Annotated in this window: 18 protein-coding genes; 13 read left to right on the top strand and 5 right to left on the bottom strand. The window is 52.8% G+C overall.

Translation table 11 applies throughout. From position 1 onward, the window contains the following. Nucleotides 1-8 precede the first annotated feature (8 nt). From LC431_RS20800 to tadA, 3 genes are read left to right on the top strand one after another with little or no spacing between them, the layout of a single operon-like run. Complete coding sequence (locus tag LC431_RS20800) at nt 9-1,382, top strand: PTS transporter subunit EIIC (protein WP_037037465.1); 1,374 nt, start codon at nt 9-11, stop codon at nt 1,380-1,382. A gap of 4 nt (nt 1,383-1,386) precedes the next feature. Further along, complete coding sequence (gene yfhb / locus LC431_RS20795) at nt 1,387-2,025, top strand: phosphatidylglycerophosphatase C (RefSeq protein ID WP_013576710.1); 639 nt, start codon at nt 1,387-1,389, stop codon at nt 2,023-2,025. A gap of 41 nt (nt 2,026-2,066) precedes the next feature. After that, a complete protein-coding gene (tadA, locus tag LC431_RS20790; RefSeq protein WP_112197066.1) occupies nt 2,067-2,624 on the top strand; it encodes a tRNA adenosine(34) deaminase TadA in 558 nt (185 codons plus the stop codon). An 18-nt stretch (nt 2,625-2,642) separates the two neighbouring features. Here the strand turns inward: tadA and mltF are convergent, their stop codons facing one another. Further along, a complete protein-coding gene (gene mltF / locus LC431_RS20785) occupies nt 2,643-4,103 on the bottom strand; it encodes a membrane-bound lytic murein transglycosylase MltF (RefSeq protein ID WP_013576708.1) in 1,461 nt (486 codons plus the stop codon). Between the two features lie 275 nt (nt 4,104-4,378). Here mltF and purL point away from each other — a divergent pair, with 275 nt between their 5' ends. The 6 genes from purL (at nt 4,379) to LC431_RS20755 (ending at nt 13,387) form a co-directional block, all read left to right on the top strand. After that, complete coding sequence (gene purL / locus LC431_RS20780) at nt 4,379-8,272, top strand: phosphoribosylformylglycinamidine synthase (RefSeq protein ID WP_183065365.1); 3,894 nt, start codon at nt 4,379-4,381, stop codon at nt 8,270-8,272. Nucleotides 8,273-8,547: 275 nt separating this feature from the next. Beyond that, nucleotides 8,548-9,171 carry a lipid IV(A) palmitoyltransferase PagP gene (gene pagP / locus LC431_RS20775; RefSeq protein ID WP_037036764.1) on the top strand — a complete coding sequence of 208 codons (624 nt, stop codon included), beginning with the start codon at nt 8,548-8,550 and terminating at the stop codon, nt 9,169-9,171. Nucleotides 9,172-9,367: 196 nt separating this feature from the next. After that, nucleotides 9,368-9,988, top strand: a complete 621-nt coding sequence (gene pagP, locus LC431_RS20770) for a lipid IV(A) palmitoyltransferase PagP (RefSeq protein ID WP_013576705.1) — start codon at nt 9,368-9,370, stop codon at nt 9,986-9,988. Nucleotides 9,989-10,158: 170 nt separating this feature from the next. Then, the gene (agp, locus tag LC431_RS20765; protein ID WP_015690317.1) at nt 10,159-11,460 is read left to right on the top strand and encodes a bifunctional glucose-1-phosphatase/inositol phosphatase; all 1,302 of its coding nucleotides are present in this window, start codon (nt 10,159-10,161) and stop codon (nt 11,458-11,460) included. Nucleotides 11,461-11,560: 100 nt separating this feature from the next. Next, nucleotides 11,561-12,568 (top strand): fatty acid desaturase, encoded by a 1,008-nt coding sequence (locus tag LC431_RS20760; protein WP_223510301.1) that lies wholly within the window; start codon nt 11,561-11,563, stop codon nt 12,566-12,568. A gap of 12 nt (nt 12,569-12,580) precedes the next feature. Further along, nucleotides 12,581-13,387 (top strand): phosphate/phosphite/phosphonate ABC transporter substrate-binding protein, encoded by an 807-nt coding sequence (locus LC431_RS20755; RefSeq protein WP_223510300.1) that lies wholly within the window; start codon nt 12,581-12,583, stop codon nt 13,385-13,387. Between the two features lie 46 nt (nt 13,388-13,433). Here LC431_RS20755 and sseA read toward each other — a convergent pair whose 3' ends face one another. The 3 genes from sseA to LC431_RS20740 all read right to left on the bottom strand — a co-directional run bounded on the left by sseA (nt 13,434) and on the right by LC431_RS20740 (nt 15,791). Further along, on the bottom strand, nt 13,434-14,279 hold the full coding sequence (gene sseA / locus LC431_RS20750; RefSeq protein WP_126125087.1) for a 3-mercaptopyruvate sulfurtransferase: 846 nt from the start codon (nt 14,277-14,279) through the stop codon (nt 13,434-13,436). 34 nt (nt 14,280-14,313) lie between these two features. After that, a complete protein-coding gene (locus tag LC431_RS20745) occupies nt 14,314-14,862 on the bottom strand; it encodes a GNAT family N-acetyltransferase (RefSeq protein ID WP_013576700.1) in 549 nt (182 codons plus the stop codon). 137 nt (nt 14,863-14,999) lie between these two features. Beyond that, nucleotides 15,000-15,791: a helix-turn-helix transcriptional regulator gene (locus LC431_RS20740; protein WP_037036772.1), complete on the bottom strand. Its 792-nt coding sequence runs from the start codon at nt 15,789-15,791 to the stop codon at nt 15,000-15,002. Nucleotides 15,792-15,929: 138 nt separating this feature from the next. Between LC431_RS20740 and LC431_RS20735 the strand changes: the two genes are divergently transcribed. Then, a complete protein-coding gene (locus tag LC431_RS20735; protein ID WP_013576698.1) occupies nt 15,930-16,700 on the top strand; it encodes a class I SAM-dependent methyltransferase in 771 nt (256 codons plus the stop codon). A gap of 56 nt (nt 16,701-16,756) precedes the next feature. Here the strand turns inward: LC431_RS20735 and LC431_RS20730 are convergent, their stop codons facing one another. Beyond that, nucleotides 16,757-17,677, bottom strand: coding sequence for a DUF808 domain-containing protein (locus LC431_RS20730; RefSeq protein ID WP_223510299.1), 921 nt, complete (start codon nt 17,675-17,677; stop codon nt 16,757-16,759). A 394-nt stretch (nt 17,678-18,071) separates the two neighbouring features. Between LC431_RS20730 and LC431_RS20725 the strand changes: the two genes are divergently transcribed. From LC431_RS20725 to aroL, 3 genes are all read left to right on the top strand, one after another. Next, nucleotides 18,072-18,347 carry a DUF1471 domain-containing protein gene (locus LC431_RS20725; RefSeq protein ID WP_200222727.1) on the top strand — a complete coding sequence of 92 codons (276 nt, stop codon included), beginning with the start codon at nt 18,072-18,074 and terminating at the stop codon, nt 18,345-18,347. 260 nt (nt 18,348-18,607) lie between these two features. Beyond that, nucleotides 18,608-19,186: a class I SAM-dependent methyltransferase gene (locus LC431_RS20720; protein WP_037036778.1), complete on the top strand. Its 579-nt coding sequence runs from the start codon at nt 18,608-18,610 to the stop codon at nt 19,184-19,186. Nucleotides 19,187-19,461: 275 nt separating this feature from the next. Then, nucleotides 19,462-19,986 carry a shikimate kinase AroL gene (gene aroL, locus LC431_RS20715; protein ID WP_013576694.1) on the top strand — a complete coding sequence of 175 codons (525 nt, stop codon included), beginning with the start codon at nt 19,462-19,464 and terminating at the stop codon, nt 19,984-19,986. The last annotated feature ends 161 nt before the right edge of the window (nt 19,987-20,147 follow it).

The following is a 20,147-nucleotide window of genomic DNA, read 5'->3' as shown; positions in this document are numbered from 1 at the left end:
CGATGGCAATGGATAAAACGCAGCGGCTGGCTTCCCAGATTCTGCAGGGTGTCGGCGGCGAACGGAATATCAGCAAACTGGAAAACTGCATGACCCGCGTGCGTGTGGAAGTGCACGACGATAATCGGCTGGATCTGACCAGCCTGAAAACGCTTGAAGGTATCAAAGGTTACCTGAAGCAGGGTGACCAGCATCAGTTCATTGTCGGCCCTGGCGCGGCGGCAAAAGTGGTGGATGCGATGCGTCTGTTGCTTAATCCTGCCGGGACGGTGAGTTCGCCAGGTGATGAAAGCGAGATTGCCCGCAATAAAGCCAGCGCCAAAACAAAATACTCTGCGCCGATGAGTGGGGCGCTGCGCAAACTGGCTGATGTATTTATCCCGCTGATCCCGGCATTTATCGCCTCGGGGTTGATTATGGGCATTATCAATCTGCTCAAGCGGCCGGATATCGCCGGTTCCATTGCCCTTGATTATCCTAATGTGCTTGGCTTGCTGGCGATTTTTGGTGGCGCTGTGTTTGCCATCATGAATATTTTAGTTGGCGTGAATGCGGCGCGCGTTTTCGGCGGTTCTCAGGCCATGGGCGGCGTAATGGCGGGGATTCTCTCCAGCCCTGCACTGGCGCAAATTACCCTGTTTGGTGAAGCTTTACAGCCCGGTCGCGGCGGTGTGATCGCAGTATTGCTGGTCGTTGCGCTGATGTGCTGGCTGGAGAAAAGGTTGCGTCAGTGGCTGCCGGAGTCGGTCGAACTGATCCTCAATCCACTGATTACTACACTTATCACTGCGACACTGGCGATTGTCATCCTTCAGCCGATCGGTGGCTATATCTCTGACGGCATCGCACATGGCGTTAATATCGCTATTGATAAAGGCGGATTACTGGTGGGCGCGGTGCTGGCAGGGACATTTCTGCCGCTGGTGTTATCCGGTCTGCATCAGGGGCTGGTGCCGATCCACGTTGAGCTGATCCAGGCACATGGTTCTAATCCGCTGCTGCCGATTTTAGCCATGGCCGGTGTGGGGCAGGTGGGAGCGGCAATCGCAGTTTATATTAAAACCCGAAACCCGCGGCTGAAAAAAGTGATTAAAGGGGCGCTACCGGTGGGCATTCTCGGCATCGGTGAACCGCTGATATTCGGTGTTACGCTGCCGCTCGGCCGCCCTTTTATTGGTGCGTGTCTGGGCGGAGCCGTCGGTGGTGCGCTAATCTGTTACTGGAAAGTCGCGACAGTTATCACGTTTGGTATTTCCGGGCTGCCACTGGCGCTGACCATTATTTCCGGCAAAGTGATGTTGTATCTGACGGGTTTAGTCATTACGGTATTGGCTGGTTTTATTTTTACCTGGTTGATGGGGTTCAACGATCCCGAGGAGTAGCGGATTGAGTACGAAGCCTGATCGGCGGGTGGTCTTTTTTGATCTTGATGGCACCCTGCACCAGCAGGATATGTTCGGTAGCTTTCTGCGGTTTTTGCTCAGGCGGATGCCGCAGAATCTGATTTTAGTCGTGCCGGTTCTGCCGCTGGTGGGAATCGGACTGTTTATTCACGGGCGCGCCGCGCGCTGGCCCATGAGCCTGTTGCTGTGGTCGATTACTTTCGGCCACGGTGAAGCGCGTCTGAAAGCACTGGAGCTGCAATTTGTCGCTGCGTTTCGCGAGAAAGTGGTGGAGTTTCCGGTGGTGCAGCGCAGGCTGCGTGAATATCTCGACAGCGAGGATACCGAAGTCTGGCTGATCACCGGGTCGCCGGAAAATCTGGTGCAGCAGGTCTATAATACGTCCCTGTTTTTGCCGCAGGTTCGTCTGGTCGGCAGCCGGATCGCCCGTGGCAAAGGCGGATGGGTGCTGCCCTTGCGTTGTCTGGGTGAAGAGAAAGTCGTGCAACTCGAAAGCCGCATTGGCTCACCGCTTAAACTTTACAGCGGATACAGCGACAGCAAACAGGACAATCCGTTGTTGTTCTTTTGTGAGCATCGTTTTCGCGTCAGTAAACAGGGCGAGTTACAGCAACTGGAATAACCGCCAGCGCAAAATTCAGATAAAATGTCTGCCGGTAAAAAATGATTGAGGTTGAAGTGGCAGACGCAGAGTTGGCAGTAATAAATGATGATGAACACTGGATGCGACATGCTATGAATCTGGCGCTGAAAGCGCAGGATGAGGGTGAAGTGCCTGTGGGGGCGGTACTGGTTTTAGACAATCAGGTGATTGGTGAAGGCTGGAACCGGTCTATCGGCCATCATGATCCGACAGCGCATGCCGAAATCATGGCATTACGTCAGGGCGGCAACGCCGTGCAAAATTATCGTCTGCTCAATGCCACATTGTACGTTACCCTGGAACCTTGTGTTATGTGCGCGGGGGCGATGATCCACAGCCGGATCCGTCGCGTGGTGTATGGTGCCGCTGATGCCAAAACCGGCGCAGCGGGCTCTTTGCTCGATGTATTGCGCCATCCGGGCATGAATCATCAGGTGGAGATTACGGCGGGTGTGCTGGCAGAAGCGTGTTCGGAACAACTGAGTGCATTTTTTCGTTTTCGCCGCAGCCAGAAAAAAGCGCTGCGACTGGCAGAGCGTGCCGCGCAGGCCGGTGATGCGGCAGATGATCAGGCCTGAGAAACAGGCCTGCCAGTCTTACGGTGCCAGCGCTTCCTGCGCATTCACCACCGGATATCCCTGACCTAACTGAGCCTGCAAGGCCGCTTTCTGTGCCTGCTGTTTTTCCTTTTCCATCAGATATCCCACCAGACTCAGCTGATAACGACGGATATTCTCCACATAGTTATATGCCTGTGTACCGCGTGCATAACCGTAAGTCGTCCGGCTAAAGAAGCGTTTCTGATTCAGCATCGGCAGACGCTGTTTCACATCTGCCCAGCTGTCCGGATTGGCTTTCTGTTGCGCCGTCAGTTTGCGGGCATCCAGCATATGGCCGTAACCCATGTTATAGGCTGCCAGCGCAAACCAGATCCGTTCATCCTGCGGAACAGATTCCGGCATTTTATCCATCAGATGCGACAGATACTGGGCACCGCCACGGATGCTTTGTTCGGCATCCGTGCGGTCGTCGACATTCAATCCGCCAGCGGTAGCGCGGGTCAGCATCATCACACCCCGTACACCGGTCGGGGATTTTGCCTGCGGATCCCAGTGGGACTCCTGATAGGCGATAGCCGCCAGTAAACGCCAGTCAATATTCCCGGCATACTTTTCGAACAGCGGCTGTAAATCCGGCAGCGTACTGTCGATGGCATTGAGGAAAGTCCGGGTATCAACGTAATCAAAATCGCCCACGTGCCCGAGATATTTCTCTTCCAGCTTTTCCAGGGTGCCGTCTTCTGAAATCTGGCTGAAAAAGTCCAGCATGGCGGCAGAAAGGCTATCGTCATCAGGTTGTTTGCGGTAGTACCAGGTCACAGGTTCGTCGTCAGTCGCATCAAAAGCCACCGCAAGACGCGGATAAACACGCTGCATCAGGGCGATGGTCACCGAATCGCCCAGCGTATAATCAAGTTTACCGTTCTCGACTTGCTGCAACAGATCGCGTGGTGACATCTTATCGGTCGTGGTCCATGCGAGGTCGGGATACTTTTTGCTGGCGGCTTCCAGTGTGGCGATATGCGCGCTGCCAGCAGACACCACCAGCGAGCCTTTGATGTCTGCGAAGCTTTTCGGGCGCACTGATCCCTGCCGGTAAACCAGTTGCTGGGAAACGGAATAGTATTCCGGGCCAGCACGGTAGTTTTTCAGCCGCTCATTGTTGTACACCAGACCGGAAGCCAGCATGTCAGTATTATCATGATCCAGATCGTCGAACATGCTCTCAATGGTGGTGTGCTGTGTCACGACCAGCTGCACGCCCAGATAATCTGCAAAGCGTTTAGCCAGTTCGTAATCGAAACCGAGATTGCCTTCCGGGGAGTTCATAAAAGTCAGTGGAGAATTGAGCGTGCTTACGCGCAATTCTCCACGGGATTTTATTTGATCCAGTTGGTCGCCTTCACCTCTGTGCCACGGGACTGCCGGCCATAAAGCCAGCGCCAGTAACAGGGCGGCGATCCCCATCAGAACATAATTAATTTTTAGTCGCGTCAAATAGTTATCTCGCTGCGGCGCTCTTGTTTTTTTACGCTATGCTGTGCAGTTAGTATGGCTATATCCCCAGTGCTGACGCATTTTGCTCAACAAAACGGCAGTCTGCAACTTTATTCATGATATCCGTAAAATATGTGGGGCTATAAATGAATATCAAGTTTCCCTGCGCAAACGGTTTCGTCGGGCGTCAGCTTTCTTTATAATAGCCCGCGTTTTCCCCCTGTTGCGCCCAAAGAAGCACTGTGGTCAGTGTCTTCGAAGACGAGAGATCTGTGATTATGGAAATACTGCGTGGTTCGCCCGCTTTGTCGGCTTTTCGCATTAACAAATTGTTGTCCCGTTGTCAGGAAGCCCGCCTTCCGGTCAGCGATATCTATGCCGAATATGTACATTTTGCCGACGTCAGCGCGCCGCTGAGTTCGGACGAACAAACCAAGTTACAACGCCTCCTGAAATACGGTCCTTCTCTCGCTGAACACGCTCCTTCTGGTCGTTTACTGCTGGTTACCCCGCGCCCTGGCACCATTTCTCCGTGGTCTTCCAAAGCTACCGATATTGCACACAATTGCGGCTTGTCGCAGGTTGTGCGTCTGGAACGCGGTCTGGCATTTTATGTGCAGGCGCCGCAACTGACCGAACCACAGTGGAATGAACTGGGCGCATTACTGCATGACCGCATGATGGAAACTGTCTTTGGTCATCTGGAAGACGCCAGCGCGCTGTTTGCGCAGCATCAGCCGGCTCCGGTGCAGCATGTGGATATCCTGGGCGTTGGCCGTGGCGCTCTGGAAGCCGCCAACACCAAATTAGGTCTGGCGCTGGCTCAGGACGAAATTGATTATCTGATGGATGCCTTTACGTCGTTGGGGCGCAACCCGACGGACATCGAACTGTATATGTTCGCACAGGCAAACTCAGAACACTGCCGTCACAAAATCTTCAACGCAGACTGGATTATCGACGGCGAAACGCAGCCGAAATCCCTGTTTAAGATGATCAAGAACACGTTCGAACACACTCCCGATCACGTGCTGTCCGCGTATAAAGATAACGCCGCCGTGATGGAAGGTTCGCAGGTCGGTCGCTTCTACGCCGATGCGAAAGACGGTCTGTACGATTTCCATCAGGAGCAGGCGCATATCCTGATGAAGGTCGAAACCCATAACCACCCGACGGCGATCTCTCCGTGGCCGGGTGCGGCCACAGGTTCCGGCGGTGAAATCCGTGACGAAGGTGCAACCGGTCGCGGCGCGAAACCGAAAGCCGGTCTGGTCGGTTTCTCCGTGTCAAACCTGCGTATTCCTGGTTTTGAACAGCCGTGGGAAGAAGATTTCGGTAAGCCGGATCGTATCGTTACCGCGCTGGATATCATGACCGATGGCCCGCTGGGCGGCGCAGCATTTAACAACGAATTCGGTCGTCCGGCGTTGCTGGGCTACTTCCGTACTTACGAAGAAAACGTCAATAGTCACAACGGCCCTGAACTGCGCGGTTACCACAAACCGATCATGCTGGCGGGCGGTATCGGCAACATCCGTGCCGATCACGTGCAGAAAGGTGAAATCACGGTTGGCGCGAAACTGATTGTACTTGGCGGCCCGGCGATGAATATCGGTCTGGGGGGCGGCGCGGCGTCTTCTATGGCTTCCGGCCAGTCTGATGCCGATCTGGATTTTGCTTCCGTACAGCGCGACAACCCGGAAATGGAACGCCGTTGTCAGGAAGTGATCGACCGCTGCTGGCAACTGGGCGAAGCCAACCCGATTTTATTTATCCATGATGTCGGTGCCGGCGGTTTATCCAACGCCATGCCGGAACTGGTCAGCGATGGCAACCGTGGCGGGCGTTTCCAGCTTCGTGACATCCTGAACGACGAACCGGGCATGAGCCCGCTGGAGGTCTGGTGTAACGAATCACAGGAACGTTATGTGCTGGCGGTGTCTCCGGCGCAGCTTGAACAGTTCGATGCGATTTGCCAGCGTGAACGAGCACCTTACGCGGTCATCGGTGAAGCCACCGAAGAAATGCATCTTTCTCTGAAAGACAGCCATTTCGACAACCAGCCAATTGATATGCCGCTGGATGTCCTGCTGGGTAAAACGCCAAAAATGACCCGCGACGTCACCACATTGAAAGCGAAAGGTGACGATCTAAATGCGGAAAACATCCAGATTGCGGAAGCGGTAAATCGCGTTCTGCATTTGCCAGCTGTTGCTGAGAAAACCTTCCTGATCACCATCGGCGACCGCACCGTCACCGGCATGGTCGCGCGCGACCAGATGGTCGGCCCGTGGCAGATCCCGGTAGCCGACTGCGCAGTCACCACCGCCAGCCTCGACAGCTACCACGGCGAAGCGATGTCACTGGGCGAACGCGCTCCGGTTGCCTTGCTGGACTTCGCTGCCTCTGGTCGCATGGCCGTTGGTGAAGCGCTCACGAATATTGCTGCGGTGGAAATCGGCAGCCTGAAACGCGTTAAGCTTTCTGCTAACTGGATGTCTGCGGCCGGTCACCCGGGCGAAGATGCCGGTTTATACGCGGCTGTAAAAGCGGTGGGCGAAGAACTGTGTCCGGCGCTGGGTATTACTATTCCGGTGGGCAAAGACTCCATGTCGATGAAAACCCGCTGGCAGGAAGGTAACGAACAACGCGAGATGACGTCTCCGCTGTCGCTGGTAATCACCGCGTTTGCCCGTGTCGAAGACGTCCGCCATACCGTGACGCCGCAACTGCGCACCGACCAGGGTGACACCGCATTGCTGTTGGTGGATCTGGGGGCAGGTCATAACGCACTGGGCGCGACAGCGCTGGCACAGGTTTACCGCCAGCTCGGTAACACGCCTGCTGACGTTCGCAGCGCAGAGCAACTGGGTGGCTTCTTCAACGCCATGCAGGCGCTGGTATCTGAACAGAAATTGCTGGCCTACCATGACCGTTCCGACGGTGGTTTGCTGGTGACGCTGGCTGAAATGGCCTTTGCCGGGCATTGCGGCCTGACTGCAGATATTGCTGCGCTGGGCAACGATGTGCTGGCTGCGTTGTTCAACGAAGAACTGGGCGCCGTGATCCAGGTTCGTGCATCAGACCGTGAAGCGGTGGAAAAAACCCTGGCTGATTTTGGTCTGGCGGATTGCACGCATTACCTCGGTACCGTGGAAACCGGCGATCGCTTCATCATCACTTCCGGCAGTAAGCCTGTGTACAGCGAAAGCCGTACCACGCTGCGCACCTGGTGGGCAGAAACCACCTGGCAGATGCAGCGTCTGCGCGATAACCCTGAATGTGCCGATCAGGAACATCAGGCGAAAACCAACGATCTCGATCCGGGTCTGAACGTCAAACTGACTTTCGCTCCGGATGAAGACGTAGCCGCGCCATACATCGCCAAAGGTGCGCGTCCGAAAGTCGCCGTTCTGCGCGAGCAGGGTGTGAACTCACACGTTGAAATGGCTGCTGCTTTCCACCGTGCCGGTTTCGATGCGGTTGACGTGCATATGAGTGACCTGCTGGCCGGTCGCCGTGATTTACAGGATTTCCACACGCTGGTAGCGTGCGGTGGATTCTCTTACGGTGACGTGCTGGGTGCGGGTGAAGGCTGGGCGAAATCCGTCCTGTTCAACGACCGCGTGCGTGAAGAGTTTGAAGAATTCTTCCACCGTCCGCAGACGCTGGCACTGGGCGTGTGTAACGGTTGTCAGATGATGTCTAACCTCAAAGAGCTGATCCCGGGCGCAGAGCATTGGCCACGCTTCGTGCGTAACCTGTCTGACCGCTTCGAAGCGCGTTTCAGCCTGGTGGAAGTGACGGCCAGCCCGTCGATGTTTATGCAGGGCATGGCCGGTTCACGTATGCCAATCGCGGTTTCCCACGGCGAAGGACACGTGGAAGTCCGTGACGCCGCGCATTTGGCGCAAATCGAGCACAGCAATCTGGTGGCGCTGCGCTTTGTGGATAATAACGGTCATGCGACCGAAAACTATCCGGCGAACCCTAACGGCTCCCCGAACGGGATCACCGCGGTCACTAACCTGTCAGGCCGCGTCACTGTAATGATGCCGCACCCGGAGCGTGTTTTCCGCACGGTCAGCAACTCCTGGCATCCGGAAGAGTGGGGCGAAGACAGCCCGTGGATGCGCATGTTCCGTAATGCGCGTAAACAGCTTGGTTGATGCTTAATAAGCCTCAGTAATAAAAATCCGCAGTGCGAAAGCCTGCGGATTTTTTGTATCCGGGTATCCGGCAAAGAAGTAAACTTCAGCCAAAGCGGCTCTGTGTAAAAGAAAATTTCAGTTTACACGCGACCATAAATTTCTAATGCATTGTTTTATAATGAAATAACTTTATTATATTCATGTGGTTTATCATTGCTTAATTAATGATTAACTATTTATATGTGTTTGTCGTTATATACTGCCCCGGTCAACTCAACAGGGCTTTAACGCCAATGAAAAATTTATATTCCGTGAATTATCGCGCAGCATTCGCTTTTGCATTTTTAACCTTTTCATTATTGCTTTCAATTAATGTTAAGGCGCAAGATAATGTTATTAATTCTCAGCAGCAGAATGTTTCCTCGCAAGAAAATGATAAAGGCTTATGGGATTCCTATAAAAATAATGTTGCTGAAACATGGATGGCACCTCAGCAGCAGGATCTCTTTCTGCCTGTATTAACGCGTCATAACCGGCATACACACAGTCAAAAACAAATTGATGGGTATAATGAACATCCGTGGGGCGGCGGTTATGGTATTTCACGTTATGATGAAAAAGGAAACTGGCACGGGATTTATGCAATGGCCTTTAAAGACTCCTTTAATAAATGGGAGCCTGTGGCCGGTTACGCTTATGAAAAAATATGGCAGCCACTGGATGATAAAGAATTTCGTCTGGGGGCAGGGTATATAACCGCTGTTTCGGCGCGGGATAATTATGATTACGTCCCCTTCCCGTTAGTCCTGCCGCTGGTGTCTGTCGGGTACTCGAGACTGACTTTCCAGGCTACCTATATTCCCGGTACAAATTCTAAGGGGAATGTACTTTTTGGCTGGCTGCGTTTGCAAATTTAATAGGAATAGTCTTTAAAGTAATGTTTGTAAGTGTAAGAAATGTTGTATTGGTTTCAGGAAAAATCTGATAATTGGAAAACCATTTTCTTAAAATTCAGATGATTAACGATTTACAGTATTTTTGTTTTATCCGTGTTTATATTCTTCATTCATGATGGAGTTATGATAGAGCTTCAACATGGAGTTAAAACAATAAATGCACATCGTTAATATTAGAAACGTTATCAGGGAAATCATTTTTTTTGGCGCCATCAGTGTGAGTGCGTCAGCATCAGCTAATAATAGTGGTACTAATCCCGTCAGCGATCCCGATACCATTCAGTACAAATCGCTGGCTGCGAACGTGTGGTCAGACTTCACCGATAAAGTATCAACGACCTGGAATGATTCTGATGCACAGGATTTGTATCTGCCGGTAATCACCTGGCATAACCGTCTGACCTACGATAAAGAGAAAACCGATAAATACAACGAACGTCCGTGGGGGGGAGGCTATGGTATTTCCAGATATGATGAAAAGGGTAACTGGAATGGCATTTATTTTATGGCGTTTAAAGATTCCCACAATAAATGGGAACCCATCGGCGGTTACGGCTGGGAAAAAATATGGACGCCAGCAGAAGATAAAAACTTTCGCTTAGGGCTGGGGTATACCGCGGCGGTGACGGCGCGTGACGATTATGAATATATTCCTATCCCGATTGTTTTACCGCTGGCTTCTGTCGGCTATAACAAACTGACCTTCCAGGCGACGTATATTCCGGGAACCTACAATAACGGCAATGTGTTCTTTGCGTGGCTGCGTTATCAGTTCTGATGCGTTTTTTGTGACTGTACAAAGCCCGGACACAGGTTGTGAACCTGATCCCCCACTTCTGATGAATATTCCACTATGCTAAAAATTCACCGCAGGAATCAATCTGTTGGCTTCTGCGGTGTTTTTTGTTTTCAGGGAATCTACAAAACACTTCATCAAGAGGATCACTCGTGAAAAAAGCATCCCGTTATTTTGCATTGTCTGCACTTGCCTGCGTTTTACCTCTCACGTTGCCCGTCGCTCAGGCCGCCCAGTCCGATAATTTAGAACTGCAACAGGTTCTGGTGCTTAGCCGGCACGGTATCCGCGCCCCGTTGGTCAATTATGGCGATGTGCTGGCCGAATCGACAACACACACCTGGCCGGTATGGAAAACCGAAGGCGGTTTGCTGACACCGAAAGGCGGTCAGGTTTCCGAACATATGGGGCATTATTTCCGTGCCTGGCTGGCGAAAGACAAACTGCTGCCTGCCGCCGGGTGCCCTGAAAATGCGCAGGTCTTTACCTACGCCAACAGTTTGCCGCGCACCATTGATACCGCGAAACACTTCACCACCGGCGCTTTTCCCGGCTGCGATGTCGCGGTGCTTAACCGCGTAGAAATCGGCAAGATGGATCCGGTGTTTAACCCGATTATTACCGCAGAAGTGAACGATACCTTCAAAACCAGCGCCCTGAATTCCATTAATCAGCACGCGGGTGAGGGCGGTCTGACGGGATTGAATCAGCGTCTCAAGCCGAACTATCAGTTGCTGGAAAGCATCCTCGATTATAAAAACAGTAAAATCTGTAAAGAGAAACAGCAGTGCGATCTGGCTTCGCAGCCGTCAGACGTGGTGCTGACACAGGGCAAAGAACCGGGCATTACCGGGCCGCTGCGTATGGCCACCGGGGCGACCGATGCGTTCATGTTGCAGTACTACGAAGGTTTCCCGATGAAAGATGTTGCCTGGGGTAAAATTGATACGCCAGACCAATGGACGAAGCTGGAAACCATCAAAAATCTGTATCACGAAACACTTTTCGGCTCGCCGGCGATTGCTGCCAACGCGGCTAAACCATTGCTGACCTTTATTGCCGGTGCGCTGGACCCGAAACTGGCGTCAACCGCCGATCAGAAAGCCGCGCAACAGGCAAAACTGGCGGTGCTGGTCGGGCACGATTCGAATATCGCTTCCTTGCTGGCCGCACTGAAAACGCAGGATTATCAGTTGCCGGGGCAGTACGAGCGGACGCCTATCAGCGGCACGGTGGTCTTCCAGCGCTGGCATGACAAGAAAGCGGATAAGGATCTGATGAAAATTGAATACGTTTATCCGACCGCCCGTCAGATCCGCAACAATGTGGCGCTGAGTCTGAAAAATCCGCCGGAACGTGTGACGCTGCACATTGAAGGATGTACCGCCGACAAACAGGGCTTCTGCCCGATGGAACAATTTACTCAGGCACTGCAAAAAGATATGAAGGGCTGAGTCTGTTAGCCGCTAGCTGGCAATAGATAGTGATTTAAGTTAGTTAGCGGCATCCATTCGTTACCCGATAATGTGTCAGGTTCCCTGACTCTGGCACATTATGGCGTCCTCTTCGTTTTACCTCAGCGCCCGTCAGCGGGCCAAAATCACCCTCCGTTCGCACCATTTCTGGTGGCGGCGGGAAATCCCCACCTGGCTACTGATTGTCTCGGTTTACAGCGGCTGGTTTGCGGCAGTGTATTTCTGGAATAATCTCGGGCCATGGCTCGCAACGCCTGTGCTTATCTGGTTCACGACCTGGTATATGTCGCTGCAACATGAACTCATCCACGGACATCCGACCCGCAAACCCTGGCTGAATCAGCTGATTGGCACGCTGCCGCTGGCGGTCTGGTATCCCTATGGCCTGTATCGCGACACGCATCTGCAACATCACCGCAATGAACATCTGACGCTGCCCGGCGATGATCCTGAAGCCTATTATTTCAGCCGCGCCAGTTGGGAAAGTCTGTCGCCCGCCATGAAGGCCGTTGTCCGTCTGCGCAATACCTTGCCGGGAAGAATGCTCATTGGCCCGTTACTGGATATCGTCAGTACGCTGACCGGTGCGCTGATAGCCGTGTTGCGCGGTGAGTGGCGCACAGTGGGGATGTGGCTGATACATGGCGCATTGCTGGTGGTTGTGTTCAGCGGGATGGCGCAACGCGGGCTGTCGCCGCTGTATTTTATTTTCGCAGTAAGTTATCCGGCACTCAGTCTGACCAAAGTTCGTTCTTTCTTTGAGCATCGCGCAGAGCATGCGCCGCAGGCCAGATCAACGCTGAATGAAGCCGGTTTTTTGTGGCGTTTACTGTTTCTGAATCTGAATTATCATCTGGTGCATCACGATTTACCCGGCGTGCCATGGTATGCGCTGCGCCAGATCTATGTCTCTGACCGCGAAGCCTATATTCAGCGCAGCGGGGGTTTTGTGGTGCACGGCTATCGCCAGTGGTTCCGTGACCACACGCAGACACCCGTTGACGTCGAAGCTCATCCTTTTGCCGCCGGGAAATCTCCGGCGCAATCCGTGCCAGGCGACTATGATTATCAGCAGGATACCCCCTGACGGAGTGGCCAGATGATGCTGATGTCTTTGCCGATGTACGCGGTTTCTCCCGCTGATGTGGAAGCGTTCGCCGGAGTGTTACGCCAAAAACTCAGGCAACTTGGCCTCGCCTCCACGCCGGACAGGCTTAACTGGCCGCAGGATTTATTCTCACATTGGCAGGCGCCGGATTTACTGCTCAGCCAGACCTGCGGTTTCCCGCTGATGGAAAGCTTGCCGCAGGTTCAGCTGGTAGGCACATTCAGTTATCACGCCCCCGGTTGCGATGGTTTCCGTTACCGTAGTTTTTTGCTGGCGCGTGAGGAGGATGCCGGATTGCATCTGGCCGGTTTCCGTCACCGGCGGCTGGCGTTTAACAGCACCGACTCCCAGTCAGGTTATAACAGCCTGCGTGCACTGGTCGCGCCGCTGGCCCAAGACGGAGCATTTTTCTCGCGGGCGACGGCGACCGGCAGCCACCGTGAATCGCTTCATTACGTTCAGCAGAATCTCGCCGACCTCGCGGCAATTGACTGCGTGACGCTGGAACTCCTGCGCCGTAGCGAACCCCGCTCCCTCAGCGGGCTGGCGGTGATCGGACAAACGGCCGCTGTACCGGGTTTACCGTTGATTACTTCTCGGGAGACCTCTGCGGAGGATCTGGCAATTTTGCGGCAGGCGTTACATGACATCGTGGATGAACCGATCAGTCATCCCTTACTTATTGAAGGATTTACCGAAGTGCCACGGCAGGCTTACCGCGTCATCAGCCAGATGAAAGCATTAGCTCAGGCGTTTGGCGTCAGTGAGCTGATGCCTGCATTGCAAAAAACGACATAAAAAAACCGGGCACGGTGCCCGGTTGTCGTTTTTCTGCATCATGGGATCAGTGCGTTTCGATCGGAAAATCTTCGTTAATATCGCCCCATTCAGCCCACGAACCGTCATACAGCAGCACGTCTTTAACACCCAGAGAATCCAGCCCAAATGCCAGTGCGGCGGCCGTCACGCCGGATCCGCAACTGGTGATCACCGGTTTATTCAGATCCACTCCCAGACGCTCAAACGTTGCCTTCAGATCCTGCGGTGATTTCAGGTGTCCGTCCTGTGTCAATTCGGTAAACGGAACACTCAGGCTGCCGGGAATATGACCGCCGTGCAGCCCGGGACGTGGTTCCGGTGCCTCGGCTTTGAAACGCGCCAGTGAACGGGCGTCGATAATCTGCACGTTACCGATGGCGTCTTTGACCTGTTCTGCGCTCACGACCACCGGACGCACCAGTCTGGCGTTGAACGTCGTGGGCACGCGGGTGTGCTCGCCACTTTGCGCCGGCTTACCTTCGGCAATCCATGCGTTCAGACCGCCATCCAGCACGCGTACGCTTTTGGCTCCGAAACTGGTCAGCATCCACCACACGCGTGGCGCGGAGAATAAATCGCCTTCGTCATAAAGGACGATGGTTTGCGTATCGGCCACGCCTAAACGGCTCATCGACGCAGCGAATTCTTCCGCTGTCGGCATCATGTGTGGCAGGCCGGTCGTGCAATCAGAGATGCTGTCGACTTCCACATAAATCGCATTGGGAATGTGCGTTTCGAGATATTTTGCGTGGAAATCTAGGGGCGGTGTAATGCCCGGTTTGGATTTACGACAATCGATAATGACCACGTCCGGTGAGTTCAGATTCTTCGCCAGCCAGTCGGTAGATACGGTATGGGTAGAAAAAGTCATGTTCTGTTGCCTTATCTTTTTTGTGAAACCAGTCTCAGAGATCGCCCGGGATCAGGGAATACATCCAGGCGTCACGCGGCTGGCCGTGATAATAAAGCCGGTTGCGGTGCAGACCTTCTGATATCGCGCCCGTTTTTTCCGCTACCCGTCGGCTGTGGTCATTGCCCTCCATTACCACGATTTCCAGACGGGTCAGCTCCAGCTCGGTAAACGCAAAGCGCGCCGCCGTTCTGGCTGCCAGCGTCGCCAGTCCGCGGCCGGTATAACCGGTGCGGATCCAGTAACCGAGATTGGCGAATTTATACTCCGGCGTGATGCGGTTGATGCCCACACTGCCAATCAGATTACCGCCTGAACGCTCAAATACACAGAAATTGAATTCTGCGCCGCGATGGCGTTTCTGCTCGCTGTCGGCCAGATATTTCCGGCTGTCTTCAAGCGAATATTTATCCGTACACCAGGATTCCCATGCGCCAATTTCCTTCACGGAGGCTTTAACCGCCGCTAAATGCGTGACGGCCTCAAGTTCGGTCGCTACACGAATTTCGAATTCTTCATCCTGATAGATCTGGCGAGTCATCATGGGCATTATCCTGTCATGGAGGAAACCAATTATTTAGGAAACCAAAAAAATCAGCCTCACATATCCGGCATCTGTATGTCAATTGGTGAAAACGCCAGTTAAACGAGAAAAAACAGCAAGCTGGCCACCCTCGTTTTTTACGCTTCCGGCACCAGAATCACCAGCTTACATTCTGCATATCCGGCAGGGAAAAATGTCTGTTGCCGGTAACAGATTTCGCCCTGAAGCGGATGATGAAAACGGCGTTCACCGCCTTCACGCGCCAGCACTTCCTGCTGCGACCACCACTGATTGAACTCGTGACTGCGATCGCGCAGGCTGATTACCGACTGACGGACTGTTTCAGAATGGGCGTAATGGCTGGTCTCGGCACGAAACTCCGCCACTACACGTTTGGCGCGTTCCGGCCAGTTTGTGACCAACTGGCGTGCCAGCGGATGCAGGAACATAAAATCCAGCAAATTAGGGTGTTCATCAACCCCCAGCCAGCCACTGAACAACGCCTCCGCTTGCGGATTCCACGCCAGTACATTCCAGCTACTGTCGAGCAGATAACCGGGGCAGGCGAACTGACTGACACAGTCTTTCAGGCTGGCGTCCGGTGCGCCGGAAGAGGGTAATACCTGCGGATCTTTCACCGACGCCAGACTGAATAAATACTCTCGTGCCGCAGGTTCCATGCGCAGCGCTTTGGCCAGGCTGTCAAGGGTCGCAGCGGAAATGGACACATCGCGCCCCTGTTCAATCCACGTATACCACGTTGCGCTGATCCCGCTGATTTGTGCCAGTTCTTCGCGGCGCAAACCGCTGGTTCTGCGGCGCGGTGAACCGGGAAGCCCGACCATTTCAGGCGTCACGCGTTCGCGGTGAGTCCGTAAAAACGTGCCCAGCGCTTTCGGTCCGCTGAGCGACTCTGCGTTATCAATCATAATATTCACTTAAACAGGGTGTAATTGATACCAGTATAAACGCTCATATTGTACCCGTATAGAACAATGCCTATAGTGATTTTGAGGTCATTTGAAACCCGCATTCTTATTACAAAAACAAGACAGACAGGAGCAATGATGAACACAAAAAATACTCACAGTCAGGCCGTAGATAAGCAGTTTGGTTCACAGGCTCAGGATTATCTGACCAGTGCGGTTCACTCGCAGGGCGCTGATTTACACCGTCTGGCGGGGTTGCTGGCACCCTATAACGAGGCGCGGGTCATTGATCTGGGTTGTGGGGCAGGGCACGCCAGCTTTGTCGCAGCAGGTGTGGTTAAAAATGTGATTGCTTACGATTTGTCATCACAGATGCTGGACGTGGTTGCGCAGGCTGCGCGGGATAAGCAACTGACGAATATCACCGTGCAACAGGGCGTGGCGGAATCGCTGCCGTTCGACGACCGCAGCGCGGATGTGATTATCAGCCGCTATTCCGCGCACCACTGGCATGATGTCGGGCAGGCGCTGCGTGAAGTGGCGCGTGTGCTGAAGCCGGGCGGGAAATTTATCATGATGGATGTGGTGTCGCCGGGGCATCCGTTGCTGAATATTTATCTGCAAACCGTGGAGGTGCTGCGCGACACCTCGCATGTTTGCAACTATTCACCAGGCGAATGGCTGAACATGGTGGCTGAAGCCGGGCTGGTTGCGCGTGAAGTGACGACAGATCGTTTGCCGCTGGAGTTCACCAGTTGGATCGCCCGCATGCGCACGCCTGAACATTTCGCCGTCGCTATCCGCGAGCTGCAAAAAAAGATGTCTGACGACGTGGTAAAACATTTTGAGATCCAGCCTGACGGCACATTCACCAGCGATATCATGATGCTGGTGGCGTCGAAGAACTGAAGGGAATAGCGGTGAATTGCGCCCTCCGGCATAAGGAAGGGCGCAATGTTTCTGCATTATGATTTTTTACCGAACACCTTCTGTCCCGTCATCACCAGCGCCAGCACGGCGGCACCGACAATCAGACCCACCACTAAATCAGTGGCACCGGTAATCAGTGTATTCACCCAGCTTTCGTGCCCGTGCGTCAGAGGCTCAATCAGGCTGTGCATAAATGGCAGACCGTGGCTGATGATACTGCCGCCGACCAGGAACATGGCGATGGTGCCGACGACAGAAAGCATTTTCATCAGCCAGGGGGCGAGATTCACGATGCTGCGGCCAAAGGCGCGTACACCTTTCATGATGCTGCTTTCACCGGCAAGCTTGCTCAGGTACAAACCTGCGTCGTCAATTTTGACTATCGCACCGACCAGCCCGTAAACCCCGATAGTCATTGCCACCGCAATCAGCACCATCACGGTAACCTGATTAAGGAACGGCGCCGATGAAACAATACCCAGCGAGATTACGATGATTTCAGCCGAAAGAATAAAGTCGGTGCGCACCGCGCCTTTGACCTTATCTTTTTCGTGCGTTTTAGCCTCTGTTTCATTTTTTATTTCGGCGGCTGCCGGTTTTTCTTCTTCATGATGCCCGCCCGGCATCAGTTTATGGGCGATTTTTTCGAAACCCTCGTAGCACAGATAGGCACCGCCAATCATCAGCAACGGGGTGATGGCCCAGGGAATAAACGCACTGATCAGTAAGGCCAGCGGAACCAGAATGGCTTTGTTGATCATCGAGCCTTTGGCAACGGCCCACACGATCGGCAATTCGCGATCGGCTTTCACTCCCGTGACCTGTTGTGCATTCAGCGCCAGATCATCACCCAGCACGCTGGCTGTTTTTTTTGCAGCGACTTTACTCATTGCCGCCACATCATCAAGAATCGATGCGATATCATCGATTAAGGCCAGAAGACTACCACCCGCCATAAATACTCCCTTTCATCATTATGATTATGCAAAGGTTCTCCGCGCGCGCGGGAAACCGAACTCTGTAGCCCTGACAGTGCAGGCGATCACAGCAACAGAAAATTCATACAAAATAATCATAACAGTGATTGCATGCCGGCGTCGATTTGTGCAAAAGTTGTGCGGGTTATAAATAACTTTGAAAACTCTCCATACTTTCTCCATTAAATATCTCTATTTCTCCGGCAGTTAGAGTGACTGAAAAGATTACTTTCGTTGTCTCCTTATTTTTACCACAATGGTTGAATTTCTTTACATTCGATTACGTCCGCTTTCATTGATTCGCCGATAATTAATTCAACGGATTACTTCCGCCCCATTAATTAACGAAACTAACGAAAGAAAGGTGCGTAATATGAAACTGTTACCTGCAATTACAGCTGTTGCTATTACTGTTGCTTCATTCTCAGCCCTGGCTGCAACGCCTATTACAGAAATGCAGGCGCAAAGTGGTAATTACCAGTCATTGGGCACTGTGTCTGTGAGCGCGCCGAATACGATTCCGGGCAGCTTGCATGACCAGCTGAACCAGATTGCCTCAGATAAAGGTGCAAATCACTACCGTGTGATCGGTGCAGACACACCGGGGGATTCAAGTCTGACCCGGGCAAGCGTTGAATTGTATAAATAAAAATCTGGTGTTTTAAACGAGTCGTTTAATTCGTCTGATTCTTATTAGTTTCAATGACGTTATATGAAGTTGAGAAGGCCAATGTCACCTGACATTGGCCTTTTCTATTCCCTGTATCACGCTTCTTATCACATTTATTTTGAGAATCATCCCATGTAATTTATTTTATATGAACCTTTCAGGCGATTTATTCCCTTATTAATCATTTCTTAAGAATTTAAAGGTGATATAAGGGTCTATATCCCCAGGAGGACGTTTGAATGTTAAATGCCGCAAGAATGACGATTAAGAACACCGGGATTTCGATTCAGAATCAGTTTTTTTATTTGCAGAATTTTATTAGTTCACCACGCACGATGGGGACGCTGATGCCCTCGTCACCGTGGTTGTGCCATGCGATGCTCAGCCAGATTGACTGGACAACATCGCTGGATATCGCCGAGCTGGGCGCGGCCGACGGTGTTCTGACCCGCCGCATCCTGAGCCGTATGCGGGCAGATGCCAGACTTGAGGCTTTTGAAATACAGCCCGCGTTTGTGCGTAAGCTTAATCAGATGAAAGATAGTCGTTTGCAGGTGATGGCGCATTCTGCCGAGCATATGAGCACGCAGTATGACGCCGTGTTTTCCTGCCTGCCGCTGCTGTCGATGCCTTTGCGTACCAGCATCAGGATTCTGCAGACCACACGGCAACAGCTGAAAGATAAAGACGGCGTGCTGGTTTTATTCCAGTACAGCCAGCTGTCAGAGAAATTGTTATCACGTTACTTCACCTGGAAAAAAATCCGGGTAGTGAAGAATTTTCCGCCCGCACTCGTGTATATCTGTAAACCTCGCTGATACAGCCACTTAGGGGATAGAGCTCGCAAAGCTTATTGCAGGCCATTGCGCAGCAAGGATTTTTCAGTATGATGCCCTGAACGGCGTAAATAAAACGCTACAGAAGCTTCACCGGCAGGTGACAAAAATCTGCCAGTGAGGCTTTTTTGTTGTACTATCTGGCGAGTACATCGGCAGGGCAGTGCAATGACCCACTTCTGACACTCACACTTCATATTGATGATGGATTTTCATCAGGCGGGCTAACGGCTCCCGGGGAATAAAGGATAGCGGTAATGACACAAACCATTTTCATGGTCGGCGCACGCGGTGCAGGTAAAACGACGGTTGGCAGCGCTCTGGCGAAAGCACTGGGCTACAAATTTGTCGATACCGATCTGGCGTTACTGTGCGCTTCTGGTCTCAGCGTGGCAGATATTGTTGAGCGCGAAGGCTGGGAAGGTTTCCGCCGTCGTGAAACTGAGACACTAAAAGCCATTTCCTCGCCACTGACCGTGGTTGCCACAGGGGGAGGCGTGGTGCTGTCCCAGGAAAATCGCGATTTTATGGGTGAAAATGGTACGGTCATTTATCTGCGTTCCCCTGCATCTACCCTGGCAAACCGTCTGGAAGATGCACCACTGGAAGATCAGCGCCCGACGCTGACGGGCAAGCCGATCGCTGAAGAAATGACAGAAGTCCTGAATGAGCGCGAAGCGCTTTATCAGGAGTCCGCCCATCATGTGGTCGACGGAACTCAGGAGCCGCAGACTGTCGTGAATCTGATTTTGGATGCACTGGCGTTGCCGATGGCGCGCTGAATTCCGCTCATCTCCTGACAAAACGAGCCCGGGTGGCTAATGCCGATCGTTTAAGGATCAGTTGACCGATCCGGTGGCTCGTGTAAAAAGGGTTCATGCTCATCATGGACCCTTTTTAAATGGAACTTTCACAAGCTCTCGGTATTATCAATCTTACTGCC

The sequence above is a fragment of the Rahnella sp. GSA61A genome, assembly GCF_019969905.1.
Taxonomy (GTDB): domain Bacteria; phylum Pseudomonadota; class Gammaproteobacteria; order Enterobacterales; family Enterobacteriaceae; genus Rahnella; species Rahnella aceris.
This window is presented reverse-complemented; position numbering and strand designations above follow the sequence as displayed.

Coding starts and splice junctions, on each gene's coding strand:
- LC431_RS20800 (WP_037037465.1), top strand. CDS start 9: ATGGATAAAACGCAGCGGCTGGCTTCCCAGATTCTGCAGGGTGTCGGC.
- tadA (WP_112197066.1), top strand. CDS start 2,067: ATGATTGAGGTTGAAGTGGCAGACGCAGAGTTGGCAGTAATAAATGAT.
- pagP (WP_037036764.1), top strand. CDS start 8,548: ATGAAAAATTTATATTCCGTGAATTATCGCGCAGCATTCGCTTTTGCA.
- pagP (WP_013576705.1), top strand. CDS start 9,368: ATGCACATCGTTAATATTAGAAACGTTATCAGGGAAATCATTTTTTTT.
- LC431_RS20760 (WP_223510301.1), top strand. CDS start 11,561: ATGGCGTCCTCTTCGTTTTACCTCAGCGCCCGTCAGCGGGCCAAAATC.
- LC431_RS20755 (WP_223510300.1), top strand. CDS start 12,581: ATGATGCTGATGTCTTTGCCGATGTACGCGGTTTCTCCCGCTGATGTG.
- sseA (WP_126125087.1), bottom strand. CDS start 14,279: ATGACTTTTTCTACCCATACCGTATCTACCGACTGGCTGGCGAAGAAT.
- LC431_RS20745 (WP_013576700.1), bottom strand. CDS start 14,862: ATGATGACTCGCCAGATCTATCAGGATGAAGAATTCGAAATTCGTGTA.
- LC431_RS20740 (WP_037036772.1), bottom strand. CDS start 15,791: ATGATTGATAACGCAGAGTCGCTCAGCGGACCGAAAGCGCTGGGCACG.
- LC431_RS20735 (WP_013576698.1), top strand. CDS start 15,930: ATGAACACAAAAAATACTCACAGTCAGGCCGTAGATAAGCAGTTTGGT.
- LC431_RS20730 (WP_223510299.1), bottom strand. CDS start 17,677: ATGGCGGGTGGTAGTCTTCTGGCCTTAATCGATGATATCGCATCGATT.
- LC431_RS20725 (WP_200222727.1), top strand. CDS start 18,072: ATGAAACTGTTACCTGCAATTACAGCTGTTGCTATTACTGTTGCTTCA.
- LC431_RS20720 (WP_037036778.1), top strand. CDS start 18,608: ATGTTAAATGCCGCAAGAATGACGATTAAGAACACCGGGATTTCGATT.
- aroL (WP_013576694.1), top strand. CDS start 19,462: ATGACACAAACCATTTTCATGGTCGGCGCACGCGGTGCAGGTAAAACG.